The organism is Priestia sp. MDV22-iso46 (genome assembly GCF_058629175.1).
Map to the genome: position 1 here is coordinate 1,424,012 of NZ_JBZVWT010000001.1, position 24,997 is coordinate 1,449,008.

Here is a 24,997-nt window from a genome sequence, read left to right on the forward strand (position 1 = left end):
TACCCCGCTTAATTTACTAGCCATACACGCATAACGGAGAACAGCTGATTTAAATCTAAAGGTTTGCTGATATAATCTGATGCTCCAGCTTCCAAGCATTTTTCACGATCATTTTTCATCGCTTTAGCGGTTAGTGCAATAATAGGCAAATCAACAAGCTTTAGCTCTCCTCTAATTTTCTGCATCGCTTCATATCCGTCCATTTGCGGCATCATAATATCCATTAAAATGAGATCAAATGGTTCACTATTCTTCATCATTTCAAGACACTCTATTCCGTTATGAGCTGTCATAATGGTCATACCTTGTTTAGCTAGCGCAGTTTTTAAGGCAAAGATGTTGCGCTGGTCATCATCTACGATGAGCACTCGCTTATCCTGAAACACATTTTCATCATCTGGCAATGAAGGTTCAACTGGTTGTACAGGATGGTCAATTTCAGTTATTTCTGCTTCAGGTTCAGCTTCTTCTATAGATACTGCTACTTCTTCATATGCAAAATTTACTTTTTCATAGTCAACAAGACCGTTAGAGAGACTAGGAAGATAGAGTGTAAACGTACTTCCTTTTCCTACTTCACTGCTTAGGGAAATCCAGCCGCCCAATAATTTTGCAAACTCACTGCAAATAGATAAGCCAAGTCCCGTTCCTCCGTACTTGCGAACCGTAGCTCCATCCGCCTGCTGAAACGCTTCAAAAATAAGCTGATGCTTTTCTTTTGGTATACCAATCCCTGTATCAGCTACAGCTATTTCTAGCCAGCAATCCGTATCCACTGTACGCATAGCTGTTGTAAGACGATGGTCAGCCACTCGTTGAATGGATACTGTGACAGATCCCGATTCCGTAAATTTAAATGCATTTGATAAAAGATTTTTCACAATTTGCTGGAATCTCTTTTCATCTGTGTGAATGATGTTCGGTACATCTTGTGCTTTATTAATTTTTAATTGTACTTTTTTCTGTTCAGCAACGTGGCTGAAATTACGTTCAATTTGATCTGGAAGCTCACTCATATTCATCTCAGCAAGCAAGACATCTAGTTTTCCAGACTCTACTTTTGATAAATCCAAGATGTCGTTGATTAATGCCAACAAGTCTTTTCCTGAAGAATGAATAATACGAGCATATTCTTCTTCATCTTCAGATAGCGTTTTAGCCGCGTTTTCCTCAAGCATTTCAGACAAAATAAGAATGCTGTTAAGCGGTGTTCGAAGCTCGTGCGACATATTAGCAAGGAATTCAGATTTGTATTGAGAATTCAATTCCAGCTGATGCGCTTTTTCTTCTAAATCTTCTTTTGCAGCCTCTAATTCAAACGATTTTTCTTCTGCATCTTTTGTTCTTTCTTCTAGCTGCTCATTAATCATACGCAGCTCTTCAGACTGCATTTGCAGTTCTTCTGATTGTGTTTGAAGTTCTTCAGACTGAGCCTGGAGCTCTTCTGTCATCGCCTGAGATTCTTTTAATAGACGGGCAATTTCCATACGTCTGATTACACCATTGATAGTGAGACCAAACGTTTCAATCACTTGACTAATAAGTTCTTGCTCTAAAACTGTAAGTTCGTGCAGCGATGCCAGCTCGATAACTGCAATTACTTCATCTTCAAACAAGACGGGTACAATAAAAATACTCTTAGGTTTTACGTCTCCTAATCCTGAAGCAATGAGCTGGTACGTGTCAGGTACATCGTTTATGACAAGGGTTCTTTTTTCTAAAGCAGCTTGTCCAATGAGCCCTTCGCCTATCAAAAAGCTCTCTCTTCCCGCGTCGCCTTTTCTATCTGCAAAAGCAGCTTGTTTGACGAATAGATCTCCTTTATCATTTTCCTCTCGAACATAAAATGCTCCGAAAGAAGCTCCTGTCATTTCTGAAACCGTAAAGAGAAATTTTTCCGCAAGCTTGTCTACAGATGCTATGCCTTGGTACATCGTTACAGCATGAGCAATGTTCGTTTGAAGCCAGTTTCGCTCTTCAATATTTTCTAACAACGCGTTCGTGGCTATCCCTAAATCTTTAATTTCATCATTAGATCGAACTTTAATTCTTCCTTTTAACTCGCCTTTTGAAGCCGTAATTCGTTTGATCGTTTGCGTAACTTCTTTAATCGTATTCACAATGGAATTGGACAAAACAATAGCGATAGCAAGTGAAATAAGCGTAACAAATAACAGCAAACCGTAAAGTCCAATTTTAATTTTTTGATTTTTCTCGTCTAACTCTGTTGCTCTTGTTTCAGTCGATTTTTTCTCTACATTTCTAAAAGAAGTAAACTGGCTGCGTATATCGTCCATATACTGGCGCCCAGGATCTTTCTCAAAAAACTGCTGAAGCTCTTTTGTATTATTTTCTTTTTTTAATGCAATGGTCGGTTCACCAGCAGCTTCAATCCAGTCTTGAATGCTTCCTTTAATCTTCTCCAGTTTCTCCTGCTGATTTGGATTATTATTTAGAAGCTGATACAGTGCATTATAATCTTTTTCCCAACTTGATGCTGCGCTGTTATAAGGTTCTAAGTAACTCGCTTCTCCTGTAATAATATAGCCTCTTTGTCCGGTTTCCATATCGAGCAGGTGTTTTTCAATTCGATTGGTCAGATCATGCACTTCAATATCATGATCAATGATAAAATTTCGTTCTTTTTGCAAAGATGAAATTTGACTGTTTAAAACAATAAATGCAATAAATAAACAGACAATAACAATTAAATATCCAATAATAATTTTGGATTTGATGCCAAACCTCATTTTCTTTTCCATAATGTTCCTACTTTCATTCTAGATATTCTTCTAGAAGCATTCGAAAAACATGTTTATTTTTGCCACTGGACAATTTTACTTTCAGTACACACTCTCCGCTCCATCTTCCTTTAGTTGATAGGGCTTCTCTCTTTTTCCTATCAATTCAACATTCCTATTATACACTCTATTTTTGTACAGAAGAATATATATTGTACAAGAGGGAAAGATTAATTTTCCAGTTTGTAAATATCTATTTTCAAGCTGTCTATAAAAATAGGCCCATGCTGTTAAAAGCATGAGCCTATCTTACAATATTTTTGTACACAATAAGGTAATGAAAAGTAATTTATGCTTTGGGGAATCACATAAATTATGACAACATAGGTATAAATAAATACTTACATGCGAAACGTAAAGCATCCATTATTTAAATTGTACTTGGATAATAGAAAGCAGTGCCACTTTTTTTAATTTAAATATATTTTTTTAATTTACATATCAGGTTAAAAAACTTTCATTTATTGAGCTTTTACCGACCTTAATCCGTTAGAAAAGCTGCAGATAAAAAGTTCTCCCACAAAAAAACCGTCTCTAAGTCAATAGCTTCACTTATGAGACAGCCTTTTCTTTTCCTTTTATTATTTTACCCAGCTTTCCGTCACTTTTTTATTTTTAGAAATCCAGTTTTTTACACCTTTTGTTTCGTCTTTTGCACTGTTAATTTCTGATTCTAAAGATGCTAGTTGATCGGCACTAATAGAAAAATCTTTCAGCCACTTTGCTGCTTCTGGATAATCTTCTTTAAATGCCTTTTTGCTAATCGACTGTATTTTTTCAGGTCCAGTTGGATTCATCGTATTTTTGGGATCTTTTAAGTATCTGAGATTATACTTTTCAAAAGCCCAGTGCGGGCGCCATAACGTAACAACAATGGGTTCTTTATTAGCAATGGCTTTATCTAATTCCGATAACATGGCGGCTGTGCTGCTTTCTACTAAATTCCAGTCTGTTAACCCATAGCTTGGCATCGCATGATCTTTAGTAAGACCGTTTATTCCAGATCCTGGTTCAATACTAATAATCTTTTCGTTAAACTCATCTTTCTTATTTTTTAAATCAGCTAGTGACTGCGCGTCTACGTAGTCGGGAACGGCCAATCCGCTATCTGCTTGATCATACCAAGTACCGAGCACATCAACTTGTTTTCCAAATCTTTTCATATAAGAACTATGAGTGGTCGGCATCCATACATCCAAAAATAAATCAATGTTTCCTTGAGCAACTCCTGAGAAAAGCGGAGCTACGTCGCTTTGAACTGCTTTAACTTTATAACCTTTTTCCTCTAATAATTCCTTCCATAGAAACGTAACAGCTACGGCTTCGTCCCATGGTATGTATCCAATTGTAATTTCTTTTTTAGTCGTGGTGCTGCTTGCCGTATTGCTATTGCCACATGCGGAGACAAGCAGCATAATGACGATTGTTAGCATAATAAAAGAAATTTTTTTTGATTGTTTCATATACTCCCACCTTTATTCATTTTATTTACTTGATTGAATACCTTCTCTTTTTTGAGTAGAAAGGTGCGTCAGACGATCTAAAATAACGGCAATAATGACAACTGCAATCCCACCGATAAATCCTAAGCCTACATCCAACATACTGATGCTTCTTAATACCTCAGCACCCAAGCCCCCTGCACCGACCATCGAAGAAATAACAACCATCGAAAGAGATAGCATAATAACCTGGTTTACACCCGACATAATCATAGGCAAAGCGAGCGGCAGCTGGACTTTAATTAATTTTTGCCATTCCGTCGCTCCAAAAGCTTCTGCCGCTTCTAAAGTGGTTTGGGGAACTTGCTGAAGTCCAAGCAGCGTCAGACGAACGGCAGGCGGCATTGCGAAAATAAAAGTAGCAATAAGAGCTGTAACATTCCCTAATCCAAATAAAAGTACGGACGGAATTAAGTAAACAAAAGCAGGCATTGTTTGCATAATATCAAGAATGGGCTTTATCACTGCTCCAACTTTGTTAAAGCGGTGTGATAATATGCCTAAAGGAACGCCAAATAGAAGTGAGATAATAGTAGAAGCTAAAACAAGAGATAAGGTCAGCATCGATGCTTCCCATAAATTCAAGCTAATAATAAGAAGTAAACCAAAACACGTAAATACAGCTATCTTCAAATCTGTTAACCATAGCGCTAATAGAACAAAAACAACGACCGTTACTAGCGGAGGAGAAGCGGTCAATACCCATTCGAGACTGCTTATTAAGCTGGTCATTATCTGGTTGATTCCAGTAAATACACCTGAAAAACTATCAATCATGTAATCAACAAATGAGTTTGCCCATTTATCTAAAGGGATACGAGGAATCGTCGCGGAATTTACCATCATATTTATCGGACCTCCATTTGATATGACTTAACTTCTTGTTGCTCGGTCACTGCAGTACGCTCAGTGAGATTTGCAATAAGAGTGTTTGGGGAAATCATACCTTGTAGGCGATGATGATTATCAACAATGACTACAGGCGAATGACTGTCTGTAAATAAAGGAATCATTTCTTGTAAAGACATATCCGGATTAACACAATGCGGCTGTGTCATTTCTTTTCCTTTTAAATCATGCTTATGAGCTTCTATCAGCTCCATCACCGTATAAATGCTTATTAAGCCCAATAAGCGGTCAGCACTATCAAGAACAAAAATAGTAGATAAATGATTGGTTCTCATTCTTCTTAATACGACTTGCGGTGATTCATACTCATAGGCAGCCGTTTCTACCGGCACCACCGCGTCTTTAGCAAGGCGAATTTTGCCGTAATTAACGTCTTGAACAAGCAGCTTTACATAACCAGTTGCCGGTTGACTTAAAATATCTTCAGCGGTTCCAAGCTGTACAATTTCCCCATCTTTCATCACGGCAGCCCGGTGGCCTAAAGTTAATGCTTCATCCAAATCATGCGTCACAAAAATAACTGTTTTTTGTACTTCTCCCTGAATATCAAGAAATAGCTTTTGCATATCTCTTCGAATAAGAGGATCTAAAGCTGAAAAAGGCTCATCCATCAGCAAAATCTCCTGCTCAGAAGCAAGAGCTCTCGCTAATCCAACCCGCTGCTGCATACCTCCTGATAATTCATAAATTCTTTTATAAGCTTGTCCATTTAAGCCCACCATTTCAAGCGCTTTTTTCCCTCGCTTTTCTCTTTCGTTTGCTGATACACCTTGTATCTCTAGACCGAACGTAATATTGTCAATCACGGTGCGGTTTGGAAGGAGGCCCACATTTTGAAAGACCATCCCAATTTTATTTCTCCGGACTTCCTGAAGCTGTCTTTTTGGCATATGAGAAATATCTGTGTTTTCTAGATATACCGTCCCTTCCGTCGGTTCTACAAGCCCGTTCAAGCATCGAAGTAAAGTAGATTTCCCGCTTCCTGATAATCCAATTAACACAAAGGTTTCTCCCTTTTTTACTTCGAAATGAGCATTGTAAATAGCAACGGTTGTCTTAGTAGCTTGTTCGACTTCATATTTACTTTCTCCAGCTTCTCGTAGCTTAAGAGCCTGTTCTTTTTGGCGACCAAATACTTTTGAAACATCGGTAACGCGGATAATGGGTTCTGTTAGTTTAGAGCTTGTACTCAATTTATTTCCCCCTTATTTTAAAGTAGATTGTTAGAGGTGGTCTGACACCTTAAGGTAACGTGTCAGACCACTTCTACTTACTATTCGACCTTCATACCGATTGCTTCCAATACATAATTGTAAAAATGAGAAACGTGCTGTTCGATAGGTACTAAAATACCTCCTTCTTTATAAGATTTTGAGCTCATATTTTCTTGACACCACTCACACGCTTCAAAGTCTTGTAAATTAACGCGGTGAAATAATTCCACGGCATCTTTTGGGTCAAAATCAGGCTTAGCCATTTCTTCCGGGTCGAATAACCATTCACAAATCACTTTAGACTTTTCCGCACTAATTGGAATAATACGATGAATAATAACGTGATCCGGTGTTAAATTGATAAATACAAGCGGCAGAACGGTAATGCCAAAATACGTGCGGTCATCTTCAGGAAGCAATCCTTTTAGCATAGGACGGCTTCCTTTCCCGCTGATTGAAAAAGCTTCTAATTCATTCCCAAACTTAGCTCCGCCTCCCACGGAACTTTGAGTGCCGATTCCCGAACGAAATTCAGGCAGCGTTGCCGTAAGTTCAGGATGAATAGAGGAACAGTGATAGCACTCTTGAAAGTTTTCTACAATAAGCTTCCAGTTTGCCTCGACTTCATATTCTTCACGATGAGCGGATTTCAAGTTTTGAATTTCATATCTAGCAAACGTATAAAGTTCTCCAAAACGATCAAAAATTTGTGCGTCTAGCTGATATTCAACAGACATAGGATTGTCAGATAAATTAACCCAAACCATGCCGTGCCACACTTCAATGTGAACGGATGTTAGTCCGTAATTTTCATTATGCACGAGTTCTTCTCGACAGTGGCTTGTGTTAGGAACACCTACTAAATCACCATCTAAGCTATAGCTCCACGAATGATATGGACAGCGAATGACACCTGCTTTACCGGATGCTTGGCTGCACAGCTTAGCTCCTCGATGCCGACATACGTTCAAGAATCCACGCAGCACGTGATCTTTTCCTCTAGTAATTAAAATATTTTCGCCTTCAACTCTCGTCGTAATATATTGTCCTGGTTCTGCTATTTCGTATTCAAATGCAACTAAACTCCATGATTTAGAAAATATATGATCTTTTTCTAACTTAAAAATGTCCCAAGATGTATACAGCTCTCCTTTCAACGTGGGCTCAAGTCTCCCATTATCATTCACTAAACCATGTTCCATAACCATTTACTATTCCTCCTTCGCTTCTTTAGAAACATTTAAATAGAACCATTCGCAAGAGCTGACGACGATTTATACTATTTTATTCGCCGCAAATCGCTGCGGAGTAAACAAATCAATTGGGTGATTAGTTTTTCCCTCTATCACTAAATCTGCTAAAATCTCTCCTACTACGCTTGCAAACTTAAAACCATGTCCAGAAAATCCCGCTGCAATCGCTACTTGAGGATATTCAGGATGCAGTGAAATGACAAAATGTTCATCTGGTGTATTGGTATACATGCACGTTTTCCCTTGTAAAAATCGACCGTTAAGCTGCGGAATACCTTGAGCTAGATAGTGCCGCATCATGTTCACTTCGTCTTCATATATATTTCGATCAATCGTTTCCGGCGTACACGCTGTTCCTTTTCGGAAAAACGCCACTTTTGCTCCTTCAGCCTTTAATCCAAAAGAAGGGAAACCATACAACTGTACATAATCATCTGCTTCCCAAATATAAATCGGCTGTTTTCCCACTGAAAAAACATCTATTCCTTGTGTTGGTTCAAAAAACATTTGCACATGACGCTCTACTTGTAAGCTAACACCTAAATCCCGTAATAAATCGGGTGCCCAAGCGCCTGCAGAAATAATGATTTTTCCAGCTTCGTATACTCCATTAGCTGTTACAACGCGCACGCCTTCACCAGAAGGATGAGCTTCCCACGACACCACTTCCTTAAAAAAATGAAGCTCAGCTCCGTACTTTTCTGCTTGAAGAAGGTGAGTATATACGCTCGCTTCCGGCCTAACGAATCCAGCTCTTTCTTCATATAGAGCAACCGTAGCAGGTGAAGGTGTAAACGCTGGAAACCGTTTGTAAATATCCTTTGCTTCTAGAATCTCATACGCAAGATTCCACTGTTTAGAGCTTTCGATGCTTCCAGAAACCGTCAAGCTATCAGGAGGTCCCATCATAAGTCCACCGGTAACCGTAAGAATTTCTTGACCGCTTTCTCTTTCAATTTCATTCCATAATTCGTAGGCGCGAAGCAATAATGGAACGTAAGCAGGGTCTTCAAAATACGACTGTCGAATGATTCTAGAACCGCCGTGACTCGATCCTAGGTCATGAGCGGGACCGTATTGTTCTAATCCCAATACCCGCTGACCTTTTTTGGCGAGCTGATAAGCAGCCGTACTCCCCATAGCTCCTAATCCGATAATAATGACATCATAATGTGTTGACATCTGCATTCCTCCTGTCTTTCGATTGATCAATTAAACTACCGCTGGGGAGTGTGTCATCATTGTTGCTTTATAACGCTGACCAAAGTATTCAACTTCTAAAACCATTTCTTCATGTACAGCTTGAGATAATAAAGTGTGTACAATACCTTTTCCTAAGCTGTATGAATAGCCGGCACTTGTAACAAATCCGAGGGCTGTTTCCCCATAAAAGACCGGTTCATATCCCATTACTATCGCTGAAGGATCATCTAATATGAGCGTCGCTAATACTGTTTCAGAATCTTTTCGCTGACGATCAAGCAATGCCTCTTTCCCAATAAAAACTGGTTTTGTTAAATCAACCATTTCATGAAGGTTAACTTCATATGGGTGATGCTCGCTCCAAAAGTCTTTCCCGCTTTTTAACGAAAAAGATTCAATTCGAAGGTTTTCAAGAGCTCGGTCTCCCGCGGCAATCAGCTGATAAGGCTGTCCTTGTTCAATTAATAAATCCCATAAATTCAGGCCTTGATCAGAAGTCGTAATCAACTCCCAGCTCTCCATTCCCCCGTAGGAATCACGCAGGGCAAGAACTGAACTATTTTCAATAAACAGGGTTTTCGCTTGCCCTTGAAGCCAAGTGCTGCTAAGGTCTGAGCGTTGAACCACGGACTTCATTACTCCTGTAGCTTTAGGACCAATTAATGCTATACTGCATGTCCCTGACGTTACATCTTGAAAAACAACTTGACCGTCTTGAGGCACGTGTTTTTGAATCCAGCTTGCTTCTACAGCTCCCGTACAAACAATCAAGAAAGTGGATATATTTTTGCGAATAACCGTTATTTGATCTTTTATGCCGCCTCGCTCATGCAACATACACGTACGTATGCTTTGACCTACTGTAATGTCTATATTTCCTGTCGTTAGCTTCTGTAAAAACTGGAGAGCTCCTTCCCCTTTAATCTCCAACCTTTTCTTTGCTGCCGTTGTATCGTAAATCGCTGCGTACTGACGAGTATGCAACTGTTCAGCCTCGATAATTGGTGACCAATATTCAGCGGACCACCCCTTTCTTATTACCATCTTCTTTTCATATGTGGATATAAGCGGATAGTTAGCTTCATACCACTGCGGCTGCTCCCACCCTGCTTTTTCGTTAAAATACGCTTTTAGTTCTTGCTGACGCATATAAAATGGACTTACGCGCATGTTTCGCGATACTTTTCGCTGCATAAATGGATGATGAATGCTATAAACCTCTTCATACTCTTCAATAGACCGCTGTTTGTAATAAACAGGGCTGCATGCATACGTATCAAAACGATTAATATCGCATAGCTCCAAATCCACAGTCGGAGCACCATTCATCACCCATTCGGCCATTTGCCTAGCGACACCTGCAGAGTGCGTTACCCATATGGCTTCCGCTACCCAAAATCCCCCTACTGCTTGTGATTCGCCAAGCAGCGGCATCCCATCAGGTGTGAAGGAAAAAATGCCGTTCATTCCTTTTTTTATTCCTGCTTGTTTTAATGCCGGAATTAATTCCATTGCATCTTCCCACGGTTTTTCAAAATCTTTTGGTGTAAAGGGTTTAACAGAAGGCATTTCTTTTGTTTCTCCGTATTTTGTAATGTCACTGAGTTCGACTGGAAACGGCTCATGCTGATATGATCCAATCCCAAGCCCTTTCTCTACCTGACGAAAATAAATTGCATTATCCTGATCTCGAATAAGAGGAGTCGCGGTTTCTTCCGTTTCTCCGTTTAATTCAAGTAAATCATTTGTAAACACATATTGATGAGCCATCGGCTGAAGAGGAATCGTTACACCGACCATTTCTCCGATGCGAGGCCCCCAAAATCCGGCACAGCACACGATTACATCTGCTTCAAATTTTCCAGCGCTCGTGTACACTGCTTTTACTTGACCATTTGTCACTTCGATATTCGTCACTTCTGTATGACCGTAAAATTCTACTCCGCACTCTTTAGAAAAACGAGTCATTTTATCAACGGCATGCAAAGGTTTGGCAATACCGTCTGACGGAACATAGAGACCTCCGCAAATACGTTCAGGACAAATCAGCGAATTTTTTTCCGCGCATTCCTGCGGTGAAAGAAGAAAAGCTTCGATTCCCCATGAGCTGGCAACACCAGCCTTTCTCTTTAGGTCTTCTAATCGCTCGGATGTACGGGCAACTTCTAAACTGCCGACCGGGTAAAAAGAGCGCTGTTCATCTGTACTCAACTCTTTAAAGGTCTCGACCGTTTGAGAAGCTAGTGTTGTCAGGATTTTTGAAAAGCTAAGCTGAAATACAAGCCCCGGAGCGTGAGAAGTAGATCCTCCCGTTTCAAACAAAGGGCCTTGCTCAATCACTGTTATGTTTCTTTGCCCCATTTTACTTAAATAGTAGGCAATGCTGCACCCGACAATTCCAGCTCCTATGACTACTATCCTCTTATGTTCCATCACTTCATATCTCCCTCCTTTTTTGGTTTAAAGATGTTAAATATTGTCGATAGTTAATTATATTTTTAATATTTATAATTTTCAAAGTATTTTGTCAAAAAGTGTGACATAGATTTTTTTGCACTTTCTTCCGCTAATGTTCGGATAACGCTTTCTTAACTTTAAAATCCCAGAAAAACCGCCGTCTTTTTCTTTCGAATAACGAATTTTAAAGAAACTATCTATCTGTCAAAATGACTCTTATCAATGAATGGTTATACTAAAAATGACGGAAAGAAGATAGCTAAAATAACTTAGCTATCTTCTTTTTAAACCATTTACCGATTAATTAATTTTGAAGGCCTAAATACTTTTACTTATTTTTAGACCAAAGTTGCTTGTTTGACTACTTTTTTCATTTCTTCTGCAACGTTTCTTTTGTCTTTTTCACTTGTAATCCCCCCGCCTACAATCACAAGATCAGGCTGTGACTGCACAACTTCAGGAAGTGTATTCAGTTTAATGCCTCCTGCCACCGCTGTTTTTGCATTTTTCACAACTCGTTTAATCGTTTGAAGCTGCTCGAACGGGGTTTCTCCTTCAGCTTGAAGATCATACCCTGTGTGTACACAAATATAGTCAACACCGAGTGCATCGACTTCTTTTGCACGTTGTTCAAGGTTTTTTACATTAATCATATCAACAAGAATTTGTGTTCCTTGTTTTTTGGCCTCTTCTACAGCGCCTTTTATAGTCGAATCATCAGTAGCGCCAAGAATGGTAATAATACTAGCACCCGCTTCAGAAGCTTTCATTACTTCATAAGCACCTGCATCCATAATTTTCAAATCAGCTAATACCTTTAAAGACGGAAAGGCTTCCTTGATTTCTTTGACTGCTTTTAGCCCTTCGTTAATCACAACTGGAGTTCCAATTTCTACAATATCGATATACTCTTGAACCTCCTGCACTACTTCTTTTGCCTCTGAAATATTTACAAGATCCAATGCTAATTGAAGTTCCATACCTACTTCACTCCTTCATTAAATGGGGTTGTCTAGCATGAATTCATTGTAAAACCGTTACTTTCAAAAAAAAAGTAGGCACTTTTAAAACATATAGTCACTAAAAATATACTATGGACGCTTCAATGCAGCGTATCATTCGTATTTATGTTAGAAAATTCTGAATAATAAGGGTAGCTTTATCCTTTTCAACAAAAGATTTTAACCCATATGGCTGGAATTATTCATTTCAGGCTCTATAACGGTTTCCATATAATTTTTTCCCCACTCATCCATGCTCTCAAGGATGGGCATCAAGCTTCTCCCGTGTTCAGTCAAGGAATATTCAACTTTTGGAGGGACAACCGGATAGACTTTTCGGTGAACGATTTGATCTTCTTCTAATTCTCGCAGCTGACTTACTAACATTCGCTGAGTAATTCCCGGCATCATGGACTTTAACTCCCCAAATCGTTTCGTCCCTTCTTTTCCTAGGTGCCACATAATCAACATTTTCCACTTGCCTCCAATAATCGTTAACGTTAATTCCTTTTCACAGTTAAACGTTTTGCTAAAAAGTCTGCTCAATCCTTTTTCCTCCCTTTTTATGCGTAATAGTATAGTTTTAGACACTATATGAAAATAAAGTGTCTACTTATAAAGGAAAATTGTACCTGCTATACTGTAATCTGTAAAGGTGGTAAAAGACTATATTCACTGCAATAGACCGTTAAAATAAAGGAGGAGATCAATTGGGCAGTGTAGCTCGTTCACGTGATAATTGTCTCAAGTCTCATTCACCACAAGCGTTAGAAGTGGATTCCATGACCTTTATCTTATTTGGAGCAACAGGAGATTTAGCTAAAAGAAAAATTTTTCCTGCGTTATATAATTTATTTTTAGATAAAAAGCTGCCTTCTTCCTTTTCTATTGTTGGTACGGGTAGAAGCAACTTGTCTGATGATGCCTTTCAAATATATGTAGAAGAATCAGTAAAGACTTTTTCAAGGCGCTTTAGCCAAGGTGAATCCAAGATAAAAGAATTTCTTAAGACAGTTCGCTATCATAAAATGGATGTTACCAATAGTGATGGATATGACCAGTTGCTGCATGCTATTCAAGAAGGCGAAGCAGAATTAAATATTCCTGAAAATCGTCTTTTCTATTTATCAGTGGCTCCTGAATTTGTAGACGTTATTGCTTCAAATATAAATAGCGGCGGATTGGGATCTACAAAAGGCTGGAAACGCCTTATTATCGAAAAGCCTTTCGGACACGATTTACAATCTGCTCAAGTGTTAAATCAAAAGCTTACTGAAACGTTCAATGAAGAAGAGATTTATCGTATCGACCACTATCTGGGAAAACCAATGATTCAAAATTTGGAGGCTCTAGCATCTGCAAACCCTATTTTACAAGCACTATGGAATCATCACTACGTTGCAAATGTCCAAATTACAGCTAGTGAAACAGTTGGTGTAGAAGAAAGAGCGCATTACTATGATCAGTCCGGTGCAATTAGGGATATGTTCCAAAACCATATGCTTCAAATGCTTATGATGACTGCCATGCAGCTGCCAAAGACACTTAACATCGCAAAGACTCGCCAACAAAAGATAAAAATTATGAAAAGCCTTCGCCCTCTACAAAAAGAGTTTATCCATTCTAACGTCATAAGAGGTCAATACGAAGCGGGAAAAATCCAAAATCGTTCCGTTATAGGATATAAAGATGAGCCCGACATCAATGCTGCTTCCGTTAATGACACATTTATAGCAGTCCGGGTATGGATTGATCATGAGCTTTGGAAAGGAGTTCCTTTCTATCTTCGCACAGGAAAAAGAATGAGTAAAAAATGCACGCGTATCGTCATTGAATTTAAACATCCTTTAAAGGATGTTTATACAGACGAAGAAGTTATTCCCAACCTTTTGGTTGTCGAAATCAGCCCAAATGAAGGTATATCACTGCAATTAAACAGCAAAAACCCTTTGAATGACAATAAAATCGAACCGATTTTTATCAATTTCTCAACAAATCAAAAAGAAGTACCCGAAGCTTATGAACTGCTGTTATTTGATGCTTTACAGGGAGACTCCACATTTTTTGCTCATTGGGAAGAAGTTGAATTATCTTGGAAATGGGTGCAACCTGTTTTAGAAGTTTTTAATGATGAACGCTTTCCTCTTCATTTTTATCCTGCGGGTACGATGGGACCAGCAGCTTCAAATCATTTGTTAGAAGACGACGGGTTTAAGTGGTGGTGATTACTTTTAATCTCGTTAAAAAGAGGCTGGGGTAAAAGTATTTTATTTGAAGAAAGATCCGAACGATGAAGCGAGATTCTTGATGGAGAATCCAACTCGTTCGGATTTTTTCATTGTGGTCGTAAGCGTAGGTTTACTGTATGTAGTTGCTTCTAGTTGTTCGTCTCTTCTTTATTTAATATCAGCCATTTGATTTTTCGATCTCGCTCTTTTCTTTCTTGTTCATCAACCAAATCATATTTCTTCAGCAAATGAAACATCTCGTTTAATGTTGTTTGCGAAGGATTTCGTACGAGAAACTCATGAAATAACGAGCGAATATCTTCTGGCAGCCATTGTGACTGCGAGTTAAACTTCTGCTGTACATCTTCTACCGAGTGGTCTAAATTACATTTACCCATACCTTTTCCTCCCTTTTTATGTAACTGTTTTGCATTTTTTAGTCTTCTTTGCGTTTAAACGTCCTTGGCATAACAACTGCCACAACTTCTCCGGTCGCAACAATGATGTCACTCGCGTATACTTCTGTTTTAACTCTCCATTTCTTCGGGTGAATTTCTTCAACCGTTCCTATCGCTTTTAGTACTTCACCCTGTGGCGTTGGTTTTTTAAAATCTACGTGGAGAGAACCGGTAACAAACCGCGGCGGCTCTGCTGAATCTCCTATTTCGTAGCCATTTTTACGGTATAGAGCAAGAGATGCAGAGCCTGTTCCATGGCAATCAATCAGTGATGCAAGAAGTCCGCCATAAACAAATCCTGGTATAGCTGTATGTTCAGCCTTAGGTGTATAAAGGGTAATAGTTTTTTCTCCTAGCCATCCTGTGCGAAAATGATAGCCGTCCTGGTTTAATCGGCCGCAGCCGTAACACCATGCAAAATCATTCGGATATTCGTCTTGAATCGCTTTTACTACTTCTTCCATGGTTCACCACTCCTTTTTTCGGAATATTTTAACACATTTTCTCCTACAATCGTTAGAACTAAACGGACTATTTTCAGTCTTAAATAATGAAAAATCATAGAATAAAAGCCTCACTTAAAAAATAAGTGAGGCCTTATAGTTAAAATTCTTCATAAGCAGCGGGGTCTTGATTATTAAGTCTTCCATCCTCGCGGTTCAATTCTGAAATCATATTCATCTCAGTTTCATCTAAAGAAAATGAAAAAATAGATATGTTTTCAAGCTGCCGCTTGCGAGATGACGATTTTGGAATTGAAATCGCCCCTAGCTGATAATGCCATCGCAAAATCACTTGTGAAACTGTCTTATTATGACGGTCGGCAATTTGTTTAATTGCTTCATTTTCTAAAACAGCACTTGCTCGCCCTAGTGGACTCCAAGATTCAATTTGAATGTTTTTCTCCTGATACCAATTTCGATATTGATGTTGATTAAAAAAAGGATGCAGTTCTATTTGATTGATACTTGGTAAAATGCCGGTCTCTTTTTCCAAGCGCTCAACATGCTCGGGAAGAAAATTGCAAACACCAATTGAACGAATCAAGCCCCAGCGCTTCGCATCAATCAATGCTTGCCAAGCTTCTACATAATGATCTTGTTTAGGATTAGGCCAATGAATAAGATACAAATCATAATAGTCTAAATTCGCGCGATACAAAGATTCTTGGATGGTAGGAATTGCTTTGTCATACGTATGGTATCGCCCTGGGAGTTTAGACGTAACGAATAGTTCTTGTCTAGAAACCGGCGTTCTTCGAAGAGCTTGGCCCACGGTGCCTTCATTTTCGTAATTATAAGCCGTATCAATTAGACGATACCCTACATCAATCGCACTCGTTATAGCGTTGACTCCTTCATTTCCGTTAAGTTTGTATGTACCAAAGCCTATAGCAGGCAAGATTACCCCGTCATTAAGGGTTATTTCAGGAATTACTTTACTCATTATTATCCACTCCTTTCGATCATGCCCTAAGGTTAGCATATATTATCCAATACTTGAATAAATTTGCATCACTCATTTTCACAAAGGAGTGATGCTTTCAAACAATCAAAAAAGTGATTACGGAGAAACTTCCGTTTTAAACTCGTTAACGTCGCACTTTTCTGTTTCTTTCTTGTTTTTAGTTAACGTAAAGAAAGCTACAAAACCCAAAAGCGCCGTACTAAATAAAATAGCAGCCATCGGAATCGCTGTGGTTTCGTTAATACCCACTAAAGGAGAAACAATTGATCCTAAAGTTAGTGGAAGCATGCCTAACACGGCACTCGCACTTCCTGCTCTATGTCCTTGATTTTTCATTGCCAATGTCACCGAGCCTGTGATCGTCATTCCTATAGAGATCATGTAAATAAAAATGGGAATAACAATCGTAACCAGCGGCCCTTTAAGCATGGTCATGATAAGAAGTACGCTAGTAGCACTTACAGCCGTAATCACGGCAATGCGAAGCAGGCTTCTTTCATGAAGAATTCCGATAAAGCGCCCAATAATAAAGCTTCCAGTCACAATGGCCAAGCCGTTAATCCCAAACAAAATGCTAAAAACTTGCGGAGAAACATGGTAGATCCCTTGATAGACAAATGGAGTGCCTGATACATAAGCAAAGCTTCCTCCGTGGACCAGTCCGACAATTAAGGCATAACCAATAAAAGAACGGTCTTGTAATAAACTGCCCATTGTGCGAACGGAATGACCAATTGAACTTGGCGTTCTATTTTCAATTGGCAAAGTTTCTTTTAAACGCATTGAGATTGTTAAAACAATTAAAAGACCTATTAAACTTAAAAACAAGAAAATAGTATGCCAACTTGCAAAAGGAAGAAGTAAAATAGCACCTCCGGCCATTGGTGCTATCATTGGTGCAAAGGCATTGATAACCATTAACAGAGCAAAAAACTTCGTAAGCTCTCTTCCACTAAAAACGTCTCTGACAATGGCTCGAGAAAGAACAACTCCTGCCGAAGCCGTAAACCCCTGCAAAAAGCGTGCGATAACTAAAGCCGTGATAGTAGGAGCCAGCGCACAGAGCAATGACGATAGCATAAATAAAGAGATGGAAATGAGTAAAGGTCCTTTTCTTCCCTTCGCATCACTGATTGGACCAATCACGATTTGACCAACGGCAAGGCCTAGTAAACACGATGTTAAACTAAGCTGAACAAGTGAAGCTCGCGCATCTAAATGATCAGCAATAGCAGGAAAACTTGGCAAATACATATCGATATTAAGCGGACCTAATATCGCAAGCGTGCTGAGAAGAAACGCCAATCCTAGACGTTTTTTCCCAGTTGGATTATGAAGCATAATAGCAGAGCACCTTCCTTACCTAAATATTGTATTTTCACAGATAACCTTTAGTCTATTGAAAGGCATCTCTTCTGTCTAGGACATTTGTCTAAAGATGTAGGTAAAGTTCCACTCGCAAAAAAGGATGTATGAGTGATGACATACGGTTGATATTCAAAAAACAACGCTTGAAATATCCTTAAGATACTTCAAGCGTTGTTTTTTTATATACTATCTAATGCCTGCTGTAAATCTCTCATAATATCTTCCCATGCTTCCAGTCCAACTGATAAGCGAAGGAGTTCGTTTGAGATTCCCATTTCTTTTCGAGCTTCTTCCGGCACAACTGCATGCGTCATCGAGGCAGGATGCTGAATAAGTGTTTCAGCATCTCCAAGACTCACCGCAATGGAAATGAGCTTAAGCTGATTAACCACTTTTACGGTTTCTTCATAACCTCCTTTCACTTCAAAGGAGAGAAGCCCCCCTCCTTTTTTCATTTGCTTTTGCATGAGAGAATAAGCAGTGCTCTTTTTATCACCTGGATAATAAACGGCTTTCACCTTGGGATGGAGACTTAATTGTTTTGCGATATATTCAGCATTTTCACAGTGACGATCCATTCGAACGGCCAGCGTTTTTAAGCCTCGGAGTAACAGCCAAGCATCAAACGGTGAAAGAATGCCTCCGATATCTTTTTGCGTCGTTTTGCGCAGTACGGAAATAACCTCTTCGTTCCCTACTACAATTCCCGCGACAACATCTCCGTGTCCACCAATAAATTTTGTTGCGCTATGAATGACTAAGTCGCATCCAAGCTTCAGCGGTTGCTGCAAATAAGGAGTTGAAAAGGTATTGTCTACTACCACAGGAATTCCTTTTTGTTTGGCGATAGAAGTAACTAACTCTAAATCTACTAAAGTCATAGTCGGGTTAATCGGTGTTTCAATATAAATACATGCTGTATCTTTTCTGATAGCAGCAAGAATTTCTTCCTCAGTTTCCAAGTTGGAGAAAGAATGACGGATTTGATATTTTTCCTCAAGCATTTCTAAGAGACCAAACGTGCATCCATACACTCCTTTAGAACACAAAATATGATCGCCTGCTTTTGTAAGTCCAATCAATACAGCCGATACTGCAGCCATTCCCGATCCAAATGCCAAAGCGGCTTCTCCTTCTTCAAGCTGTGCCATACGCTCTTCTAAAATGGTGATCGTTGGATTAGATAACCGGGAATATACATAACCATCTTCTGCTCCGCTAAACCGGTTTGCACCTTGTTCTAGAGATGAAAATGTAAATGTAGACGTTTGATAAATAGGCGGAGCTAAACTATCAAAATGATGTTTTGATTCATACCCTGCGTGAATGGCTTTTGTTTCAAACTGATATTTCTCTTTTTCGTTCATACGGCTTCCCCCTTATGCAAACAAGCGCTGTGTCATCTTTAAAAATGTAAGCGTTTTCTTTTATTATATTTCTCTTTTCTTTTTTCGTTCCCTTCCTCCTTACTTAGATAATTCTACCGTAGAGAAAGAAGCGACATGCACCCTGCATCTCGCTTTACTTCATCATTTGTTTAATTAGTGTTGAATTACGCTTTTTGAATACTTCATTGTGAGAAGAAACCATAGCTGTCTTAGCCGCAGAAGGCTGAACGAATTGTTTTGCTTTGTTTACGGCATTAGCAGCATCTTGAAAAGCACCCGTAATTAAATGGACTTTCCCTTCGTGCATGAGAATATCTCCCGCTGCATATACGCCTTCTACAGACGTTTCGCTTGCTGCATTACCTGCGATGTAATAGTCATCAATGGTTTTGATATGTAGTTTACTGTTTTTTAACAGCTCTGTATCTCTTTCATAACCGTGATTAATGATAACTTCTTCAACCGGCAAATAAGAAATCTCACCGGTTTGATGATTAGTCAGCTCAACTGTTTCAATAAATTCATGCGTCGCATCAGCCACTAATTTTGTAATAGATGTGTTAAGCAGACAGTGAGCTGAACTGTTTATTAATTGTCTCACCTGTGCTTCATGACCAGTTAGTTCACTGTTTCGATACGTAATATATACCTTTTCAGCAACGGGCTCTAGCTCATTTGCCCAATCAATGGCTGAATTACCCCCTCCGGAAACAATCACCGTTTTATTTTTAAAATGCTGCAGAGATTTAACCGTATAGTTTAAGTTTGTTACTTCAAATCGTTCTGCCCCTTCGATTTTGAGCTTTTGCGGATTTAAAATACCTCCTCCCACAGCAAGGATAATCGTTTTAGAGTAATGATGTTTCCCTGAAGAACTCGTCAGCTGGAAAATACCATCTTCTAAGCGGGAAATGGAGTCAACTTTCTCATTTAAAACAACAGTTGGATCAAACGTCAGCCCTTGTTCAACAAGCTGTTCAATAAGCTTCGCACCAGTAATAGGAGTTTGGCCTCCGACATCCCAAATCATTTTTTCAGGATAAACGTGAAGCTTTCCGCCTAGCTTTGGCTGATATTCAATTAGCTTTGTTTTCATTTCTCTTAGTCCACTATAAAAAGTCGAGTAAAGGCCAGCCGGCCCCCCTCCTATAATTGTCACGTCAAACAGTTCGTTTTTTGTCATAAACATCCACTCCTTGCAATTAATCGTTATTGATTATCATTCTCATTTGAATATACATCTTCTTCACCGTTTTGACAATAAAAATAACTATTGACATCTGAAAACGTTCGAATTATAGTATGTAAAGTAAACGACATTGATAATCATTATCAAGTATCGTTGTATTAAACGCAAACGGAGGGGCAAATATGGTTCGCCTATATACAGAGAAATTACATATTAGTTATGGTGAACGTCTAATAGTTAAGAATTTAAGCGTTAACATTCCAGACAAAAAGATTACCACGATTATTGGTTCAAACGGATGCGGCAAATCAACGCTTTTAAAAGCCATCACCCGCATTATTTCCCATCAATCTGGCTCCGTCATTTTAGATGGCGAAAACATTTCAACAGAACATACAAAATCACTCGCTAAAAAAATGGCGATTCTCCCTCAGACACCAGAAAGTGCCAGCGGCCTAACTGTTGGAGAACTTGTATCTTATGGGCGATTTCCCTATCAAAAAGGTTTTGGGCGTCTATCGAAAGAAGACTATAAAATGATTGACTGGGCGCTTGAAGTAACCGGAACAAAAGATTACAAGTTTCGTCCCGTTGACTCTCTTTCAGGCGGTCAGCGCCAGCGAGTGTGGATTGCGATGGCTTTAGCTCAAGAAACCGATATTATATTCCTCGATGAGCCTACTACCTACTTGGATATGGCTCATCAGTTAGAAGTACTTGAACTCCTGCAAAAACTAAACAAAGAGCAAGAACGTACAGTTGTAATGGTGCTTCATGATCTAAATCAAGCCGCTCGCTTTGCGGATTATATTATCGCTTTAAAAGATGGAGAAATTGTCAAAGCCGGAAAATGTGAAGAAGTCATTACGCAGGACGTTCTAAAAAAAGTGTTTCATATCGACGCTGAAATTGGGCGGGATCCGAGAACAAATAAACCAATGTGCATCACATATAACTTATTAAGAGGAGATAACTAAATGAAAAAATTACTGCTTCCATTCATGCTTATATTCGTACTACTTATTAGTGCCTGCAGCAACGGTTCAACTGAAAGTAAAAATGATTCTAGCAAAAACAGCGAATCCAAGACGATCACATATCAATCTGAAGACGGCCCTGTAAAAGTTCCGGCTAATCCGAAACGTGTTGTTGTGTTAGGTTCCTATGCAGGTAACGTACTTTCTTTAGGTGTTAACATTGTCGGAGTGGACTCATGGTCTAAAATGAATCCCCGCTTTGAAAAGAAATTAAAAGGCGTCGAAGAAGTATCAGAGGAAAATTTAGAAAAGATCATTGAATTAAAGCCTGACTTAATTATTGGCTTATCTACTACAAAAAACATTGATAAATTGAAAAAAATTGCCCCTACTGTCACGTATACATACGATAAAGTAGATTACCTTACTCAGCATGTAGAAATTGGAAAGCTATTAAATAAAGAAAAAGAAGCACAATCATGGGTAGACGACTTTAAAAAGCGTGCGGCAAAAGCTGGTTCTGACATCAAAGCTAAAATTGGCGAAGATGCCACGGTTTCAGTTATTGAGAACTTTGACAAACAGCTTTATGTGTTTGGGAATAACTGGGGACGCGGAACGGAGATTCTTTATCAAGAAATGAAATTAAAAATGCCGCAGAAAGTAAAAAAAATGGCTTTGAAAGATGGGTACTATGCAATTTCACCGGAAGTTCTTCCTGAATATGCCGGAGATTATTTAATCTTTAGCAAAAACCAAGATGGAGATACATCATTTGAGAAAACAGATACGTACAAAAATATTCCTGCTGTAAAGAACAATCACGTATTTGAAGCAAATGCAAAAGAATTTTATTTTAATGATCCAATCACACTAGATTATCAACTAGATTTCTTTACTCAAAAATTTCTTGGTAAGTAATTCATTCAAGAGGAATTCTTTTTAGGATTCCTCTTGCTTTGTGTTACTAAATTTATTCTCACATGAAAAGATGGGTGTTTTATGAAAAAAGACAATCAGCGTTTCATTCCCTTTTTATATAAATTAATAGGTATGCTGTTCGTATTCATCACAATGTTTGTTTCTTCAATGGTTTTTGGCGCTGCTGATATATCTATAAAAGATGTGTGGTTAGCACTTTCATCAAGCACTGTAAACGAACACATCTCGATCATCCGGGATATTCGTTTACCCCGTGAAATCGCCGCTGTTTTTGTTGGCGCTGCTTTATCCGTATCAGGAGCAATTATGCAAGGTATGACAAGAAACCCTCTTGCAGATCCAGGACTCTTAGGGTTAACGTCTGGCGCAAATGCGGCTTTAGCTGTAACAATTGCCTTGATCCCTTCTATAAATTATTTGGGTATTACGATTGCTTGCTTTATAGGAGCCGGGGTTGGCGCAATCCTGGTGTTTGGAATTGCTGCTATAAAAAGAGGAGGATTTTCTCCGCTTCGAATTGTACTAGCGGGGGCTGCCGTTTCAGCATTTCTATATGCCATTGGAGAAGGCTTCGGTATTTATTTTAAGATTTCAAAAGATGTATCCATGTGGACTGCTGGCGGAATTGTAGGCACTTCTTGGGAACAGCTTCAAATCATCGTTCCTTTTATTGTCGGCGGTATATTCATTGCCCTTTTGCTTTCTCGGCAGCTTACTATTTTGAGCTTAAATGAAGAAGTCGCTGTAGGGTTAGGCCAGCAAACAACAAAAGTCAAAACCATTTTATTTGTCGTCATGATTCTTCTTGCCGGCGCTTCTGTTGCGCTAGTCGGAAACATGGTGTTTATTGGCTTGATGATTCCTCATATTGTACGAGGAATCGTAGGAACCGACTATCGTTATATCATCCCTATGTCCGCTATCACTGGCGCAGCGTTTATGCTGCTTGCTGATACATTGGCTCGAACAGTAAGTGCTCCTTACGAAACACCGATAGCAGCAGTTGTATCGATGATTGGTTTACCTTTCTTTTTAGTCATTGTTCGTAAAGGAGGAAAAGCATTCTCATGATTCACCCAGTGCTTATTAGAAAACAACGAATAATTATGATGCTGCTCACTGTTTTGATTCTTGGAACGGTTGTGATAGGAATGGCGCTCGGTGATGCACCCCTTCCTTATAATAAAGTGTTTCCTACTCTTTTTGGCAAAGGTGATTTTGCAGATGAGTTCGTCCTTTTTTCAATTCGACTTCCGCGCATTATCATCACGCTTCTAGCAGGAATGGCTCTAGCTTTATCAGGAGCTATCTTACAAGGTGTTACGCGCAATGATTTAGCGGAACCTGGGATTATAGGAATTAATTCAGGAGCAGGAGTCGCAATTGCTGTATTCTTTTTATTTGCCCCAATTGAAGCTGGTTCTTTCGTCTATGCCCTTCCGCTAGTAGGGTTCATCGGTGCCTTGTTTACAGCTAGTCTCATCTATCTTTGTGCATATAGTAAAAGCCAAGGACTGCAGCCTGTAAAGCTTATCTTAACAGGCGTAGGTTTTTCGATGGCTCTTTCTGGAATGATGGTGGTGATTATGTCATCAGCTGATCGCGCTAAAGTTGATTTTATTGCTAAATGGATTGCAGGGAACATCTGGGGGACAGACTGGCCTTTTATATGCGCTCTTCTACCTTGGCTTCTTGTCTTGATTCCTTTTATATTGTACAAAGCAAACTCATTAAACATTTTTAATTTAAATGAAGCTGCAGCTATTGGAGTCGGCATTTCTATGGAGAAAGAACGTATAACATTGCTTTTAGCCGCGGTTGCATTAGCGGCAGCGGCAGTTTCAGTGACGGGCGGCGTTGCTTTTATTGGACTTCTTGCTCCTCATATTGCTAAAGGCTTAGTGGGACCGAGAAATCAGCTTTTTATTCCCGTCGCTATTTTACTTGGCGGTTGGCTTTTGCTGATTGCAGACACAATAGGACATAATATTGCCGATCCTAACGGTGTACCAGCAGGAATTGTCGCCGCCGTAATCGGTGCTCCTTATTTTGTTTATTTGCTTTTGAAAAAATAACAAACGAGGCTGAGAGATAACAACATTAATCCAATCTAAAAACGAACAACTAATCAAAATGTTTGATTAGTTGTTCGTTTTTCACTTGGGCCAAAATACTTTTATCCCAGCCTCAGTTATTATTTTTTTGTCTTTCATCTGCAGCGTTCGCTCTAGCCTGTGCTTCTAAATCGGCTTGGTCTGCTAATTCACGAGAAAACTCTTCGTCTACTCCATCTGCTTTAGATGCAGGATAATCCGCTACCTTTTTTAATTGTTTTTTCAACTCTTTTTCATTCATTATAAACACTCCTTTATTCTAGACTGTTATTAGTATGCGTTTGTCATTTCTGCACTATGTGGGGAAAGAAGGAATTTTACTAATAAGACCGAAAGCATACATAACGAGAAAAAGAAAGGATGGTTTAGATGATTGTCATTATTACGCTCTCTATTATCATTGTATTTGTTATTTTACTGCTATGCGTAATTACTACTTCGAAAGCTTATGATTACAAACATACCGTAGATCCTCTTACAAAAAAACAAGACGAAAAAAAGTAGGTGCGCTCGTTTCACACACCTA

At 39.1% G+C, this 24,997-nt stretch carries 22 protein-coding genes; 6 read left to right on the plus strand and 16 right to left on the minus strand.

The window, feature by feature from the left end:
- Positions 1–8 precede the first annotated feature (8 nt).
- From AC4NPH_RS07340 to hxlR, 9 genes are all read right to left on the minus strand, one after another.
- Entirely contained in the window at positions 9–2,762 is a 2,754-nt protein-coding gene (locus tag AC4NPH_RS07340; protein ID WP_053487050.1) for a CHASE3 domain-containing protein, read from the minus strand.
- 620 nt (positions 2,763–3,382) lie between these two features.
- Positions 3,383–4,264: a glycine betaine ABC transporter substrate-binding protein gene (locus AC4NPH_RS07345; RefSeq protein ID WP_013056251.1), complete on the minus strand. Its 882-nt coding sequence runs from the start codon at positions 4,262–4,264 to the stop codon at positions 3,383–3,385.
- Between the two features lie 21 nt (positions 4,265–4,285).
- Positions 4,286–5,149 (minus strand): ABC transporter permease, encoded by an 864-nt coding sequence (locus AC4NPH_RS07350; RefSeq protein ID WP_013056250.1) that lies wholly within the window; start codon positions 5,147–5,149, stop codon positions 4,286–4,288.
- Between the two features lie 2 nt (positions 5,150–5,151).
- The gene (locus AC4NPH_RS07355) at positions 5,152–6,405 is read right to left on the minus strand and encodes a quaternary amine ABC transporter ATP-binding protein (RefSeq protein WP_013056249.1); all 1,254 of its coding nucleotides are present in this window, start codon (positions 6,403–6,405) and stop codon (positions 5,152–5,154) included.
- A gap of 80 nt (positions 6,406–6,485) precedes the next feature.
- Positions 6,486–7,634, minus strand: a complete 1,149-nt coding sequence (locus AC4NPH_RS07360) for an aromatic ring-hydroxylating oxygenase subunit alpha (RefSeq protein ID WP_098314628.1) — start codon at positions 7,632–7,634, stop codon at positions 6,486–6,488.
- A 66-nt stretch (positions 7,635–7,700) separates the two neighbouring features.
- Complete coding sequence (gene solA, locus AC4NPH_RS07365; RefSeq protein WP_098314629.1) at positions 7,701–8,861, minus strand: N-methyl-L-tryptophan oxidase; 1,161 nt, start codon at positions 8,859–8,861, stop codon at positions 7,701–7,703.
- 30 nt (positions 8,862–8,891) lie between these two features.
- Positions 8,892–11,315 carry a GcvT family protein gene (locus tag AC4NPH_RS07370; protein ID WP_255286063.1) on the minus strand — a complete coding sequence of 808 codons (2,424 nt, stop codon included), beginning with the start codon at positions 11,313–11,315 and terminating at the stop codon, positions 8,892–8,894.
- Between the two features lie 362 nt (positions 11,316–11,677).
- Positions 11,678–12,319 (minus strand): 3-hexulose-6-phosphate synthase, encoded by a 642-nt coding sequence (gene hxlA / locus AC4NPH_RS07375; RefSeq protein ID WP_013056245.1) that lies wholly within the window; start codon positions 12,317–12,319, stop codon positions 11,678–11,680.
- A gap of 201 nt (positions 12,320–12,520) precedes the next feature.
- Positions 12,521–12,886: a transcriptional activator HxlR gene (gene hxlR / locus AC4NPH_RS07380; RefSeq protein ID WP_013056244.1), complete on the minus strand. Its 366-nt coding sequence runs from the start codon at positions 12,884–12,886 to the stop codon at positions 12,521–12,523.
- 164 nt (positions 12,887–13,050) lie between these two features.
- On the opposite strand from hxlR, the gene zwf reads away from it, so the two are divergent.
- Positions 13,051–14,565 carry a glucose-6-phosphate dehydrogenase gene (gene zwf / locus AC4NPH_RS07385; protein ID WP_081252126.1) on the plus strand — a complete coding sequence of 505 codons (1,515 nt, stop codon included), beginning with the start codon at positions 13,051–13,053 and terminating at the stop codon, positions 14,563–14,565.
- 152 nt (positions 14,566–14,717) lie between these two features.
- On the opposite strand, the gene AC4NPH_RS07390 is transcribed toward zwf, so the two are convergent.
- The 6 genes from AC4NPH_RS07390 to AC4NPH_RS07415 all read right to left on the minus strand — a co-directional run bounded on the left by AC4NPH_RS07390 (position 14,718) and on the right by AC4NPH_RS07415 (position 20,432).
- Positions 14,718–14,966, minus strand: a complete 249-nt coding sequence (locus AC4NPH_RS07390; RefSeq protein ID WP_013056242.1) for a hypothetical protein — start codon at positions 14,964–14,966, stop codon at positions 14,718–14,720.
- Positions 14,967–15,004: 38 nt separating this feature from the next.
- Positions 15,005–15,490, minus strand: a complete 486-nt coding sequence (locus AC4NPH_RS07395) for a PaaI family thioesterase (RefSeq protein ID WP_491938675.1) — start codon at positions 15,488–15,490, stop codon at positions 15,005–15,007.
- A gap of 139 nt (positions 15,491–15,629) precedes the next feature.
- Positions 15,630–16,472 (minus strand): aldo/keto reductase, encoded by an 843-nt coding sequence (locus AC4NPH_RS07400; RefSeq protein ID WP_013056240.1) that lies wholly within the window; start codon positions 16,470–16,472, stop codon positions 15,630–15,632.
- Positions 16,473–16,589: 117 nt separating this feature from the next.
- Entirely contained in the window at positions 16,590–17,834 is a 1,245-nt protein-coding gene (locus tag AC4NPH_RS07405; protein ID WP_491938676.1) for a Bcr/CflA family efflux MFS transporter, read from the minus strand.
- Between the two features lie 206 nt (positions 17,835–18,040).
- Positions 18,041–19,228 (minus strand): methionine gamma-lyase, encoded by a 1,188-nt coding sequence (megL, locus tag AC4NPH_RS07410; RefSeq protein WP_013056238.1) that lies wholly within the window; start codon positions 19,226–19,228, stop codon positions 18,041–18,043.
- 154 nt (positions 19,229–19,382) lie between these two features.
- Positions 19,383–20,432, minus strand: coding sequence for an NAD(P)/FAD-dependent oxidoreductase (locus AC4NPH_RS07415; protein ID WP_013056237.1), 1,050 nt, complete (start codon positions 20,430–20,432; stop codon positions 19,383–19,385).
- Positions 20,433–20,620: 188 nt separating this feature from the next.
- On the opposite strand from AC4NPH_RS07415, the gene AC4NPH_RS07420 reads away from it, so the two are divergent.
- The 4 genes from AC4NPH_RS07420 to AC4NPH_RS07435 all read left to right on the plus strand — a co-directional run bounded on the left by AC4NPH_RS07420 (position 20,621) and on the right by AC4NPH_RS07435 (position 24,432).
- Entirely contained in the window at positions 20,621–21,415 is a 795-nt protein-coding gene (locus tag AC4NPH_RS07420; protein WP_013056236.1) for an ABC transporter ATP-binding protein, read from the plus strand.
- Positions 21,416–22,336, plus strand: a complete 921-nt coding sequence (locus AC4NPH_RS07425) for an iron-hydroxamate ABC transporter substrate-binding protein (RefSeq protein ID WP_029324185.1) — start codon at positions 21,416–21,418, stop codon at positions 22,334–22,336.
- A gap of 81 nt (positions 22,337–22,417) precedes the next feature.
- Positions 22,418–23,428 (plus strand): FecCD family ABC transporter permease, encoded by a 1,011-nt coding sequence (locus tag AC4NPH_RS07430; protein ID WP_013056234.1) that lies wholly within the window; start codon positions 22,418–22,420, stop codon positions 23,426–23,428.
- Entirely contained in the window at positions 23,425–24,432 is a 1,008-nt protein-coding gene (locus AC4NPH_RS07435; protein ID WP_308334266.1) for a FecCD family ABC transporter permease, read from the plus strand. The genes AC4NPH_RS07430 and AC4NPH_RS07435 overlap by 4 nt, the downstream gene beginning before the upstream one ends.
- Before the next feature lie 112 nt (positions 24,433–24,544).
- On the opposite strand, the gene AC4NPH_RS07440 is transcribed toward AC4NPH_RS07435, so the two are convergent.
- Entirely contained in the window at positions 24,545–24,712 is a 168-nt protein-coding gene (locus tag AC4NPH_RS07440) for a YfhD family protein (RefSeq protein WP_013056232.1), read from the minus strand.
- Between the two features lie 128 nt (positions 24,713–24,840).
- Here AC4NPH_RS07440 and ytzI point away from each other — a divergent pair, with 128 nt between their 5' ends.
- On the plus strand, positions 24,841–24,975 hold the full coding sequence (gene ytzI, locus AC4NPH_RS07445; protein ID WP_013056231.1) for a YtzI protein: 135 nt from the start codon (positions 24,841–24,843) through the stop codon (positions 24,973–24,975).
- The last annotated feature ends 22 nt before the right edge of the window (positions 24,976–24,997 follow it).